Source organism: Billgrantia pellis (assembly GCF_008297955.1).
GTDB classification, from domain to species: domain Bacteria; phylum Pseudomonadota; class Gammaproteobacteria; order Pseudomonadales; family Halomonadaceae; genus Halomonas; species Halomonas pellis.
The window spans coordinates 197383-210232 of record NZ_VTPY01000003.1 but is presented as its reverse complement, the minus strand read 5'-3'; the positions used below and the strand labels follow the sequence as shown (position 1 = coordinate 210232).

Sequence of the window (12850 nt, the reverse complement as noted above, 5' to 3'; positions counted from 1 at the left end):
GCCTCGCCAGCCATATCGTCAGCGGCTCACCAGCTCAGTGGCGAGGCCTCGTGCCGGCGTTGGCGCAGGGTGTCGCGGGCGATGAAGAGCGCGGCGATGGCCCGGGCCTCGTGGAAGTCGTCGCGCATCAATAGCGCCGGGAGTTCCTCGAGGGCGTGAGTCTCGACCACCAGAGGCTCGGGTTCGTCGCCGGGAAGGCGTTTGGGATAGAGATCGGTAGCCAGCAGCACCTGCATGCGGTGGCGCATGTAATTGGGGGCCAGCGACAGCTCCACCAGCGGTTCGATATGATGTGCGCCGAAACCGCACTCCTCCATCAGTTCGCGATTCGCGGCGGTGACGATGTCCTCGCCCGGATCGACCAGCCCCTTGGGCAGCGTCAGTACGTAATCCTCGAAGCCGGCGGCATATTCACGAATCAGCAGGATATGCTCCGGGTCGGGCATGGCGACGATCATCACCGCTCCCTGATCGCTGCCGGTCAATCGTTCGAAGGTGCGCTCGGCGCCATTGGCGAAGCGCAATTCCAGCGCTTCGACATGGAACAGGCGGCTTCTCGCCACCGACTGGCGTGACAGCACCTGGGGTTTCTGCAGTCGGGGGGTGTCGGTCATGTAAACTCCCTGGCGGACGGGCGAACCCCGGCTGGCGGTCGCGGGAATGCGCCGGGGTGAGGCTTTCGGTACAATAACACGCCTTCCATCGCCAAGACGCACCGGGAGTCGCCATGATCGACTGGCGCGGCATCGATACCGTTCTGCTGGATATGGACGGTACGCTTCTCGACCTTCATTTCGATAGCCATTTCTGGCTGGAACACCTGCCACGGCGCTATGTTGAGCTGCACCGTCTCGACGAGGCCACGCAGGAAACGGTGCGGGCGCGAATCCTGCGTGAAAGGGGCACGCTCAACTGGTACAGCCTGGCCTACTGGAGTCGCGAGCTGGGTGTCGATATCGTCGCGCTCAAGCGCGAGGTACAACACCTGATCGGTTTGCGCAGCGACGCACTGGATTTTCTAAAATGGCTGAAGCAGGCGCATCCGCGCGTGGTGCTCGCCACCAACGCCGACCGCGAGAGCCTCGAGCTCAAGTTGCCCCTGACGGGGCTGGAAGCTTACCTGGATGCTATCGTCTCGTCGGCCGACCTCGGTGTGCCGAAGGAAGCGCAGGCGTTCTGGTTCGCCCTGCAGGAGGTCGAGCCGTTCGACCCGGTGCGGACCCTGTTTATCGACGATAATCCCGAGGTTCTGGAAAGCGCCCGCGAATTCGGCATCCGACATTTGCTTGGCATCAAGCAGCCGGACAGCACCCGGCCGGAGAAGGCGCTGGAGGAGTTTGTCGTCCTGGATCGCTTCGCGGCGATATTGCCGCAGGAGTTGCCGCCGGAAATTCGCAGCGATACCGCCCAAGGGCTATGAGGCAAGGGAGGTGGAGTGGATAGCGTACGACTCGACAAATGGTTATGGGCCGCGCGGTTCTTCAAGACCCGCGCCTTGGCCAAGAAGGCCATCGAAGGCGGCAAAGTGCACTACAACGGGGCCCGTGCCAAGACCAGCAAGAGCGTCGAAGTGGGGGCCCGGATCCGCGTGCCGCAGGGGTGGGACGTCTGGGAAGTGGAAGTGATGGCGCTCTCGGATCAGCGCCGTGGCGCCCCCGAGGCGCGCGAACTCTACCGCGAGACGCCGGAGAGCGTCGAACGCCGGACACGCGAGGCGGAAGGTCGGCGACTGACGAACCAGGCCATGCAGCACCCACTCAAGCGTCCCGACAAGAAACAGCGACGCGAGATCCAGCGCTTTCAGCGCCAGCAGGACGAATGAGCGCCAGCAGCCGAATGCATGAGAGCCCCTACCGCCTCGACCACAGAGAATGACTTCACTTGGAATTTCCCATGTCCGATCAGATTCAGCGTTTCCTGTTCGAGCGCACGAACGTGCGCGGCGAAATCGTCACTCTCGAGCGCGCCTATGCCGACGTGCTCGACCGTCACGGTTACCCGCCGGCGATAAATCATCTGCTGGGCGAACTGCTGGCCGCCGTGGCGCTGCTCACCGATACCGTCAAGCTCGACGGCGTTCTCAGCATCGAGGTGCGCGGCCAGGGGGCGCTGTCGCTGTTGATGGCAGAATCCAACCCTGGAGGGGAGCTGCGCGCCATTGCCAGAATGGATGAGGCCGCCTCTCTGCCCGAAGGCGAGGCCGCCTTTCGTGAACTGGTCGGCGACGGTCATATCGTGATTACCCTCGATCCGCGTGAGGGCAACCGCTATCAGGGCATCGTGGCGCTCGACCATGACAGTCTGGGCGGCTGCCTCGAGGCCTATTTCGCCCAATCCGAGCAGCTCCCCACCCATCTGTGGCTGCGTGCCGACGGGCAGCGCGCCGGTGGTCTGCTGCTCCAGCGTCTTCCGGACGAGTCGCAGAACCAGGACGATGATGCCTGGGAGCGGACCGTTCAACTGGCGCGTACCGTGACCACTGACGAACTGTTGAGGCTCGAGCAGCGCGAGCTCCTGCATCGCCTCTACCACGAAGAGACGGTGCGTGTGTTCGCCCCCAAGCCGCTGCATTTCGGCTGCACCTGCTCGCGTGAGCGGATCGGTGAGGCACTGCTGACCCTCGGAGCCCGGGAGCTGCGCGAGATCATCGCCGAGCGAGGCGAGATCGAGACTCAGTGCCATTTCTGCCACACCCATTATCGCTTCGGGGAGAACGAGGTCGAGGCGCTGATCAGTGCGCAGGACGGACCGCCACCGACCCTGCATTGAAATCGGAGCCGGCTGGAGCGAGCCAGGCGTTCAGGAGTCGCCTCGCTCGTTTGCCTGGCATTGCTGCGATGCACAAGTATGACTGGCGTCAACCTGCGGCGATATGACTCGATGTAGTAGTAAAACTACAAGAACTTCGGGCAACGTTACCGTTTCCTGACGACTCCCTTTTTGCCATAATGGCGCCGCCTTAAGGTCGATCGCCGAATGACAAGACGGCATGTATCCGCACGGACGATCGAAACCTCAACGACGCCCTCGGCGTTATGGACGCCTGGCATACGAGAGAGAACCGGCCGCAAGGCCCAGGAAACGACATGACCACATCCCAAGCCGCTCCTCAAGCACACGTCAATCTCAGTAGCGCTGAACTCATCGAGCGTGCCGTGGCACGCGGAGAAGGCCGTCTGGCCGCGAACGGCGCCCTGGTAGTGAATACCGGCGAACGTACCGGCCGCTCTCCCAAGGACCGCTTCATCGTCGACGAGTCTTCGACCAGCGGTGAGATCGACTGGGGCAGCGTCAACCGGCCTTTTCCCGCCGATCAGTTCGATGCCCTCTGGGGACGCGTCGAGGACTACCTGAACAGCGGCGAGCGCTTCGTTTCCGAACTCCACGTAGGCAGCGACCCGGCCCACTACCTGCCGGTGCGGGTGACTACCGAGACGGCCTGGCACAACCTCTTCGGCCGTACCATGTTCGTGCGTCCCGAGGGCTACAACCCCTCGTCCAAGGAGGAGTGGACCATCCTCAACGCGCCGTTCTTCGAGTGCGATCCGAGCCGCGACGGCACCAATACCGAAGGCTGCGTGATCATTAACTTCGCCCAGCGGAAGGTGTTGATCGCCGGCATGCGCTACGCCGGCGAAATGAAGAAGGCGATGTTCTCGGTGCAGAACTTCCTGTTGCCGGCCTCCGACGTGCTGCCCATGCACTGCAGTGCCAATGTCGGCGAGGATGGCGAGACCGCACTGTTCTTCGGCCTTTCCGGCACCGGCAAGACCACGCTCTCGGCCGATCCGGCGCGCTATCTGATCGGCGACGATGAGCATGGCTGGGGCCCCGGTACCGTATTCAACATCGAGGGAGGCTGCTACGCGAAGTGTATCGACCTCTCCGAGAAGAACGAGCCGGTTATCTGGCACGCCATCAAGTTCGGCACCGTGCTGGAGAACGTGGTGCTCGACGATCGCCGCGAGCCTGACTACACCGACGACAGCCTGACCCAGAATTCGCGTGCCGCCTATCCGTTGGAGCACGTGGAAAAGCGCGTGCCGGAGAACCGTGCCGGTGAGCCCAGCGCCATCATCTTTCTGACCTGCGATATGTCCGGCGTGCTGCCGCCGGTGTCGGTGCTATCCAAGGAAGCGGCAGCCTACCACTTCCTCTCAGGCTATACCGCCAAGGTGGGCTCCACCGAAATGGGGTCCTCCTCGGGCCTGGAAGCGACCTTCTCCACCTGTTTCGGCGCGCCATTCTTCCCACGCCCTGCCCGTGTCTACGCCGACTTGTTGATCAAGCGCGTCGAGGCCAAGGACGCCCAGGTCTACCTGGTCAACACCGGCTGGACCGGTGGCGCCTACGGCGAGGGCGGCTCGCGCTTCTCCATACCCACCACCCGTGCCATCATCAGTGCCATCCAGTCCGGCGTGCTTCGCGAGATCGAGACCAGGCGCATCGAAGGGCTCAACCTGGACGTGCCGGTTTCCGTGCCGGGCGTCGACTCCAGCCTGCTCGATCCGCGCGAAACCTGGGAGGACAAGGCCGCCTACGATCGCAACCTGCGCGACCTGGCTGTCAAGTTCGTCGACAACTTCAAGAAATTTGACGGCGTCAGCGAGGCCATCGTCAAGGCCGGGCCCAGCCTGACCTGACGCGGAGCGTACGCAATATAGGGCGGGGGAGGGGCGCGAGCCTCTCCCCCGTTGTATTAACGGTCCGATGTCATGGCCGCCGTGCGTCGCTGCCTCATGCGCCAGCGCAGCAGGTCGACGGCAACGAACACCAGCAGGCTCGCTCCCAGCACCGGCAGTGCCAAGCCCAGTGCCACGGCACTCATCATGACGCCCAGCCGCGCGCACCCTGGCAGAGCCGCAAACACCTCGCTCAACGTCTCCTGAGTGCGACGCTGGGTCGAGCGCTTGCGGCGCCACCACATCGTATAGCCCCAGCACACCAGCACCACCAGGCCAGTGGCCATGGTCGCCAATGCCAGCTGGTTGGGCAGGCCGAACAGGACGCCCATGTGCAGGTCGATACCCCAGCGGGTGAGCTTGGCGGCTAGCGGAAAAGTGGCGAAATCGATGCGATCGATGATCGCCATCGTTTGCGGATGCAAGGCGACCTGATCCACCTGGGTGGGCCAACGGCGGTCTATCTCGGCCACGCGCCAGGCCCGTCCCTCGCCGTGGGGTGGCTCGATCTGCACCAGCTCGGCATCGATGCCGGCCGTGCGGGCGGCGCTCAGGGCACGATCGAAGTCCGTCAGGCGCAAACGATCCGCATCCGGCGCCTGCACGTGACCATGCTCGTCATGTTCGCCATGACCTACATGTCCGTCGTGAGCCTGGGGCAGCGTCTCGGGAAGGAGCGTCGATACGCTCGGCGTGCTCCAGCCCCAGGCATGGCGCAGCTCGGCGATGTTGCCGCCCGCCCACTTCGACCAGGTCAAACCCGTGGCGGAAAAGAACAGCAGTGCAAGGGCGGCCAATGCGCCCAGGGTGGCATGACGGCGGCGCAGGGCCGTCGGTCCTTGTTGGGCACGCAACGCCCGGCGCCGCTGTAGCCACAGGACCAGTCCGGCCACGGCGGCGACCCATAGCCAGGAGGCGGCGAGCTCGCTGTAGAGCCGGCCTGCATCGCCCATCAACAGCTGGCGGTGAAACAGATCGATAGTGGTGCGCAGGGGCAGCACGCCACTGGTGCCGTAGACGGTCATGTCTCCTTTGATAGCGAGGGTCACGGGGTCGACGAAGATGGCGCGATGTTCGGATGGGCCGAGGTCGGGGGCGGCGAACATCACCCGGGTGGTATCGCCCGGGTATGGCGCCGGCCGCACGGCCGCTGGCAGAGCGGCTGCATTCAGCGCTTGTTGCGCCGTTTCCACCTGCAGCGCCAGGGGCTGGGCTGTCCCGCCCTGTACCCCCGTCAACGCACCGTGATAGAGCCAGGCCTCGAACGAAGGCGTCAGCACATACGCGATGCCTGAGAGGGCCGCCACTAGCAAGAAGGGGGCGACGAGCAGGCCGATATAGGCGTGCAGTCGAGTCATCAAGGCAAGCAGCAGCCTGCCGGTGCGACGGGATGTCGTCGCCGGTTGTCTAGCCATGAAAAGCACTCCTGATCCGGGGCGAACGGCCACGAGGACTGCCCGACGGCGGGGTTCCCGCGGTGAACCGAAGGTCAATCGAAGGCGTGCAGCGGTGGGGCGCGGCCGCGATAGAGTCGGTACCGCTCTCTCTCGACTAGGCGCCACGGCCCGCCGGCAAGTGGCGTCGATGAGGTGGGATGCAGGGCGGCTGCGACGACCTCGCTTAGCAGCAAGCCCGGCATATGCAAGAAGAGCGTGCAGTAGTCGCAGGCAGCCAGGAAATCGGTGTGGCTCACCGCGGCGGCATCGGACGCACCATGGCGATACGTTGCCTGGTCACCCCTATGATGACCCGCGCCATGCGTTGCATGCTCAGCCTCGAGTAAGCGCTGGGTCTGGCTCAGCAATGGCCCACCGAGGGCAAGGGTCAGGGCCAGCAGGCCGAGACATGCCAACAAGGAGTGCCAGCGTGTCATGAGTCGATGCACGGAGAAATCCATGGCGCCTATGCGTAATGCCCGACTCTAGACGAGAAGGGAGGCGGGGCCAATACTCGAACCCCGTAACGATCGACGGGTCAGAACGGGAGTGAGCATGCACGCGCGTCTCGGATACTGGAGCGCCGCACTGCGGCGGTTGGGGGAGAACAATGAAACGTCGTCTTTTCCTGGGGCTGCTTGGCGTCGGTGGAGCGGCCAGCTTGTTGCCTGGCGTTGGATGGGGGTTCCCCCGCCTGTCGCTTGAGGCGGCTCCCGGTCTTGAGCGTCTCGAACTCTCGCGCGACGAGTGGCGGGAACGGCTGACGCCCGAGCAGTTCGAGATCCTGCGCGATCACGGAACCGAGGAGCCTTGGTCCAGCCCGCTGGACCAGGAAACCCGCGAGGGTGTATACCGCTGCGCCGGTTGCGACCTACCGCTGTTCGAGAGTGCCATGAAGTACGACTCCGGCACCGGCTGGCCGAGCTTCTTCGATCATATCGAAGGGCACCTGCTCAGCCAGCTCGACTTCAGCCTGGTCTGGCCGCGGCGCGAGTATCACTGCGCCCGCTGCGGCGGTCACCAAGGCCATGTTTTCAGCGATGGCCCAGAGCCCACCGGCTTGCGCTGGTGCAATAACGGTTTGGCACTGCGGTTCGTGCCGGTGTGATCCACCGTCCGCTGGCCCGCCTCATGTGGCGGGCAGGGCTTGCGTGAGGCGTGGGCTGACGGAATGCGGTTTTGGCAGGGCCGGGGTGGACGGCAATATCCGCCCTGTGTCGTCGACTTCGCTGAGGCGGAAGCTGGCGATCAGGTCGTTCAGGTGCTCGGCCTGTTCGCGCATCTCGGCGGCCGCTGCGCTGGTCTGCTCGACGAGCGAGGCATTGTGCTGCGTCATGTTGTCAAGTTCGGAAACCGCGATGTTGACCTGGGCGATACCCTGACTTTGCTCCTTGGCACCGGCGCTGATCTCTCCGATCACGCCGGTGATGCGCTCGATGCTGGCGACGATCTCCTGCATGGTCCTGCCCGTGCTCTTGACCAGACTCGCCCCCGATTGGGTGCGCGAGACAGAGGTATCGATCAGCTCGCGAATGCCGCGAGACGCATCGCTCGAGCGGCTGGCCAGGGTGCGAACCTCCTGTGCCACCACGGCGAACCCCCGGCCGTGTTCCCCGGCGCGTGCCGCCTCCACCGACGCATTGAGAGCAAGGATGTTCGTCTGGAACGTGATGCTATCGATCAGGCCGATGAACTCGTCGATCTGCGCCGCGGAGCGGCTGATGTCGTCCATCGTATTTTCGACGTGGGTCATGGCCTCTTGACCGCGACGGGCGACGCCCACCGTCTCCTGCACCCACTGGTTGGCCTGCTGCGTGGCGTGGGACGTGTTACTCACCGTTATCGTGATTTCCTCCATGGAGGCCGAGGTTTCCTGCAGATTGGCGGCGGTCTGCTCGGTGCGCGAGGCCAGCTCCTGGCTGCTCTTGGCGATCTCGTTGGCAGCGTTGTGAACGTTCAGGGTGCTGCTGCGTACGGTCTGCAATGTCCTGTCGATGCGCAGTATGAAGGCATTGAACTGCTCGGCCAGCTCGCCTAGTTCGTCTTTGCGCCGGCTCACGATGCGAGCCGTCAGGTCACCGTCACCCTCTGTGATCTCCCTGATGCGGCCCGTAATCTGGCGGATGGCTTGCGCCATTAACATCGGGCCGATCAGTGCGATCGCGACAGCGGCGAGAAAGACCAGCAGGCTGAATCCAAGTACGCCGAACTGCTGCTTACGGATTCGCGAAAGTGTCAGGGTTTCGAGCTCGACAACCTTGGCATCGGCCAATTCTCCTGCTTCGTTGTAGACGTCTCGCAGGCGATCGAAGGCTGCGAGCGAATTTCCCTCGAGCTGTTCGCGCGCTGCTTCGGTGTTGCCGGTGGCATGCAGTGACAGTACCCCGCTGGATTGCGCCGACCAGGTGGAGAACAGCGTTTCGAAGCCATCCAGGCGGCCGGTGATCTCCGGATAGGCGGCGAGTCGCTGGGTGAACTCGTGCATGCGGTCGTAGGCCTGCCGGGCGTTCTCCTCGTAGTTCTCCCGCAGTGCCTGGGCCCGGCCGGAGTCGGCCTCCACTTGGAGGTATTCCAGCTCGGCGACGCGTGCCTGGTAAAGGTCACGATCGGCATTGAGCACGGCGGAAATGGCGGCATTGAAGGTGCCGCTGAATTCGGTCATGCGGTCCCTGACGGAGTGCACCAGTATTAGGTCGACGATGACGATGACCAGCAGTGACAGGGCGACGCCGATGAAGGCGATGGCATATTTGACGCGTATCTTGTTCATGATATGGCTGCACATGAGTGACTCCCTTGCCGGAGTGGGACTTATTCGAGTCGTTTTAATTCGTTTTGATTTTATAGGTGGCGCGGGAACGCGCATGGTGGAGGGGCGAGACTGCATTGACGTTATCGGCGTTTGGCCTAAGAACTTTAATGCGCGAGAGAAGAGGCAGCTTCGTTGGCAAGGAAGTTTTGACAGGAAGTTGACGACGGGTGAGTGTCTAACTTCTAAATCCCTCGACGATATGCTGCGCCAGGCTGTCCACCGCCGGTGATCTGTTATCGGGAGTACGCAACAGCACGATGGAGCCGTCGGGCAGCGGGGGGAAGCCATCCGCCGCGCCGAGCACGCGCATTCCGGGGGTGACCAGACTACGCATCAATGCCGAGACCGCGAGACCGGCACCGACCACCGCCTGTAGGGTGGCCAGGCTGGGGCTCGAGTAGGCGATGCGGTACGGGCGGCCGGCCCGGGTCAGGCTGTGGCAGGCATGACGGCGACAGAAGCAGGGGGCCTCGAACAGCGCCAGGGGCAACGGTGACTGACGATGAACGGTATGGCTCTCGGCGGTAACCCAGACCGTCTCCTCGCGGCGCAGTATCGTGCCGATCTCCTGGCCTACCTCGCGGGTCACGATGCTCAGGTCGAGGCTGCCGTGGGGGCGGTTGAGCAGTTCGGAAGACGGGGCGCACTGCACCTCGACATCGATTAGCGGCCAGGCTCGGGAAAAGGACTTGAGAATACCGGGCAGGAAGCGCATCACGAAGTCGTCGGGCACACCGATCCGCACCCGGCCGACCATTTCCGGCTCGCGCAGCCTATTCAGCGCCTCGCCCTGTAGTTCAAGGATCCGGCGCGCATAGCTCAGCAGCGTGGTGCCCTCGCTGGTCAGATGCATCTGTCGGCCCTGGCGTTCGAACAGCGGACGCTGTATCACGTCTTCCTCGAGTCGCTTGATCTGCATGCTTACCGCCGACTGGGTGCGGTTGACCGCCTGGGCCGCGCGAGTGAAGCCGCCATGATCGACGATGGCGACAAAGGTACGCAGCAGTTCGTGGTCGATGGTCGCGCTCATGAAGCATCATTCCTGGTGATGTCGGTCATAAGAACTATTCGTTGGATTGATTCTACGCCAAGGACGAGACTTTCACCCTCTTCGTTGATACCAAGGTGGAAATGTCATGAATCCCCATGTCTGCTGCGATTCTGTCTCCGCTCCCGCGCATCCGCCGGCACCCTGGCGGCGTCTTTTCGGCGTGACCGGTGTCATGAGGCGGTTGAGACGCTACAACCAGCTTTGGCGCGAGCGCCGACAGCTGCAGGCGCTGCCCGACGAACTGCTGCGCGACGTCGGCCTGTCCCGGGAACAGGTCCGGCGCGAGAGCCGCCGGCACTATTGGGACGACCTCGGCTGGCGGCGTTGATCCCGGCAGCGACACGAGGGCGTTTGTGGTAACTTGGCGCGATCTTTCGTTGTTGCAATACCAAGGAAGTCATGGACGCCACGACCCGGATCATTTCGCGCCTCGCCGAGGAACTCGCCGTACGCCCCCAGCAAGTCGCCGCCACGGTGGAACTGCTCGACGGCGGGGCCACCGTGCCCTTCATCTCCCGTTACCGCAAGGAGGTCACCGGCGGCCTCGACGATAGCCAGTTGCGCAACCTCGACGAACGGCTGCGCTACCTGCGTGAGCTGGAGGAGCGCCGCACTGCCGTGCTCGCCGCCATCGACGAACAGGGCAAGCTGACGCCGGAGCTCGAAAGCCAGATCCAAGCGGCCGATACCAAGCAGCGCCTGGAAGACCTCTACCTGCCCTACAGGAAGAAGCGTCGTACCAAGGCGCAGATCGCCCGTGAGGCCGGTCTCGAGCCGCTGGCCGACGCGCTGCTGGCCGATCCCACCCTCGACCCTGAAACCGAGGCGGGGAAGTACCTCCGTCCCGCCGAGGGCGACATTCCGGCCGTGGAGGATGCCAAGTCGGCACTGGACGGCGCTCGCCAGATCCTCATGGAGCGCTTCGCCGAAGATCCCGAGCTAGTGGGCACGCTGCGTGAGCGACTGTGGAACGAGGGCGAACTCTCTGCACGGATACTGGAGGGGAAGGAGCGCGAGGGTGCCAAGTTCTCCGACTACTTCGAGCACGACGAGCCGCTGGCCAAGGCGCCGTCGCATCGGGCGCTGGCAATGTTCCGCGGCCGCAACGAGGGCGTGCTGACCCTGGCCATCCGCCTTCCCGGCGAGGATGAGGCGCCGCTTCATCCGGCCCAGGTGGCCATCGCCCGCCACTTCGACATTCGCGACGAGGGGCGGGCCGCCGACAAGTGGCTGGCCGACGTGGTGCGCTGGACCTGGCGGGTCAAGCTCTACACCCACCTTGAAACCGAGCTGATGGGGCGGCTGCGCGAGCGCGCCGAACTGGAGGCGATCGAGGTCTTCGCTGCCAATCTCAAGGACCTGCTGCTGGCCGCCCCGGCAGGGCAGAAGGCCACACTGGCCATCGATCCGGGTCTGCGCACCGGCTGCAAGGTGGCGGTGGTCGACGCCACCGGCCAGTTCCTCGAACACGCCACTATCTTCCCTCACGCGCCGCGCAACGCGTGGGACGCTTCGCTGGCCGAGCTGGCCAGACTGGTGGAGAAACACGACGTGGCGCTGATCGCCGTGGGCAACGGCACGGCGAGCCGCGAGACCGACAGGTTGGCCGGCGATCTGGTCAAGGCCCTCGCCGGCAAGCGGCAGCTTGCCAAGGTGATGGTCAGCGAGGCCGGTGCCTCGGTCTATTCCGCCTCGGAGTACGCCTCGAAGGAACTGCCCGACCTCGACGTCACCATCCGCGGCGCGGTCTCCATCGCCCGCCGGCTCCAGGATCCGCTGGCCGAGCTGGTCAAGATCGAGCCCAAGTCGATCGGCGTGGGGCAGTATCAGCACGACGTTTCCCAACTGCAGCTCTCCAGAAGCCTGGAAGCCGTGATCGAGGATTGCGTCAATGCGGTGGGGGTCGACCTCAATACCGCCTCCAGCGCGCTGCTGTCGCGGGTGGCCGGGCTCAACCCGGCACTGGCCGAAAACATCGTCGCTCGGCGCAACGTCGAGGGCGCCTTCAAGAGCCGCCAGCAACTGCTCGACGTCAGCCGGCTGGGGCCCAAGACTTTCGAGCAGTGCGCGGGCTTCCTGCGCATCATGAACGGCGACAACCCGCTCGACGCGAGCGCCGTTCACCCCGAGGCCTACCCGTTGGTCGAGCGCATCGCCAGCCGCAGCGGTCGTCCGGTGGCGAGCCTGATCGGCGACAGCGCCACGCTGAAGGCGGTCAAGCCGGCCGAGTTCGCCGACGAGCGCTTCGGCGTGCCTACCATCAGCGATATTCTCAAGGAGCTCGACAAGCCGGGGCGCGACCCGCGGCCCGAGTTCAAGGCCGCCGAGTTCCGCGAAGGCGTCGAGACACTCAAGGATCTGGAACCGGGCATGATCCTCGAAGGCAGCGTGACCAATGTCACTCACTTCGGTGCCTTCGTCGACATCGGCGTCCATCAGGATGGGCTGGTGCACATCTCGGCCCTTTCGAACAAGTTCGTCGAGGATCCGCGCTCGGTGGTCAAGGCCGGCGACATCGTCAAGGTGAAGGTGATGAGCGTGGATCTCGAACGCGCTCGCATCGGCCTCTCCATGCGGCTCGACGACCAGCCGGGCGAAGCTGAAGCCAGTCGGGGCAGCGGCAGATCGTCGCGTGGCGATGGCGACACGCGCCGCCGCGCTCCGGGCAAGGCGCCGCGTACGGGCACGCGGAGCGGGCAGGAATCATCCGCTCCAATGGGGGCCCTTGGCGCCGCGCTGCTCAAAGCGAAGAAGGGCAAATCTTGATCCCGCTACGTCTGTCGCCATACTCTCGACATCATTCGCATGACCGGCCGTCGCTGGCGGCCATCATGCATCGGCCAAGAGGCCCGCTGAAGGCCTCCAAGAC

The 12850-nt window shown here is 64.3% G+C and carries 12 protein-coding genes; 7 read left to right on the top strand and 5 right to left on the bottom strand.

Features of this window, described 5'->3' with window-relative positions; genetic code table 11:
• Nucleotides 1-26: 26 nt before the first annotated feature.
• A complete protein-coding gene (gene nudE, locus F0A17_RS06875; RefSeq protein ID WP_149327615.1) occupies nucleotides 27-614 on the bottom strand; it encodes an ADP compounds hydrolase NudE in 588 nt (195 codons plus the stop codon).
• A gap of 113 nt (nucleotides 615-727) precedes the next feature.
• Here nudE and yrfG point away from each other — a divergent pair, with 113 nt between their 5' ends.
• From yrfG to F0A17_RS06855, 4 genes are all read left to right on the top strand, one after another.
• A complete protein-coding gene (yrfG, locus tag F0A17_RS06870) occupies nucleotides 728-1420 on the top strand; it encodes a GMP/IMP nucleotidase (RefSeq protein ID WP_149327614.1) in 693 nt (230 codons plus the stop codon).
• A 15-nt stretch (nucleotides 1421-1435) separates the two neighbouring features.
• A complete protein-coding gene (gene hslR / locus F0A17_RS06865; protein ID WP_149327613.1) occupies nucleotides 1436-1822 on the top strand; it encodes a ribosome-associated heat shock protein Hsp15 in 387 nt (128 codons plus the stop codon).
• Nucleotides 1823-1893: 71 nt separating this feature from the next.
• Complete coding sequence (gene hslO / locus F0A17_RS06860) at nucleotides 1894-2769, top strand: Hsp33 family molecular chaperone HslO (protein ID WP_149327612.1); 876 nt, start codon at nucleotides 1894-1896, stop codon at nucleotides 2767-2769.
• A gap of 317 nt (nucleotides 2770-3086) precedes the next feature.
• Nucleotides 3087-4643, top strand: coding sequence for a phosphoenolpyruvate carboxykinase (locus F0A17_RS06855; protein WP_149327611.1), 1557 nt, complete (start codon nucleotides 3087-3089; stop codon nucleotides 4641-4643).
• Nucleotides 4644-4699: 56 nt separating this feature from the next.
• On the opposite strand, the gene F0A17_RS06850 is transcribed toward F0A17_RS06855, so the two are convergent.
• The gene (locus tag F0A17_RS06850; RefSeq protein ID WP_149327610.1) at nucleotides 4700-6097 is read right to left on the bottom strand and encodes a PepSY-associated TM helix domain-containing protein; all 1398 of its coding nucleotides are present in this window, start codon (nucleotides 6095-6097) and stop codon (nucleotides 4700-4702) included.
• Between the two features lie 74 nt (nucleotides 6098-6171).
• Nucleotides 6172-6567 (bottom strand): DUF2946 family protein, encoded by a 396-nt coding sequence (locus F0A17_RS06845; RefSeq protein ID WP_187774643.1) that lies wholly within the window; start codon nucleotides 6565-6567, stop codon nucleotides 6172-6174.
• Between the two features lie 161 nt (nucleotides 6568-6728).
• Here F0A17_RS06845 and msrB point away from each other — a divergent pair, with 161 nt between their 5' ends.
• Entirely contained in the window at nucleotides 6729-7226 is a 498-nt protein-coding gene (gene msrB, locus F0A17_RS06840; protein WP_149327608.1) for a peptide-methionine (R)-S-oxide reductase MsrB, read from the top strand.
• Between the two features lie 21 nt (nucleotides 7227-7247).
• Here the strand turns inward: msrB and F0A17_RS06835 are convergent, their stop codons facing one another.
• Both F0A17_RS06835 and F0A17_RS06830 read right to left on the bottom strand, forming a co-directional pair.
• Nucleotides 7248-8903 (bottom strand): methyl-accepting chemotaxis protein, encoded by a 1656-nt coding sequence (locus F0A17_RS06835; RefSeq protein WP_149327607.1) that lies wholly within the window; start codon nucleotides 8901-8903, stop codon nucleotides 7248-7250.
• A 202-nt stretch (nucleotides 8904-9105) separates the two neighbouring features.
• On the bottom strand, nucleotides 9106-9960 hold the full coding sequence (locus tag F0A17_RS06830) for a LysR substrate-binding domain-containing protein (RefSeq protein WP_149327606.1): 855 nt from the start codon (nucleotides 9958-9960) through the stop codon (nucleotides 9106-9108).
• Between the two features lie 106 nt (nucleotides 9961-10066).
• Between F0A17_RS06830 and F0A17_RS06825 the strand changes: the two genes are divergently transcribed.
• Entirely contained in the window at nucleotides 10067-10309 is a 243-nt protein-coding gene (locus tag F0A17_RS06825; RefSeq protein WP_149327605.1) for a DUF1127 domain-containing protein, read from the top strand.
• Between the two features lie 71 nt (nucleotides 10310-10380).
• A complete protein-coding gene (locus tag F0A17_RS06820) occupies nucleotides 10381-12747 on the top strand; it encodes a Tex family protein (protein WP_149327604.1) in 2367 nt (788 codons plus the stop codon).
• The last annotated feature ends 103 nt before the right edge of the window (nucleotides 12748-12850 follow it).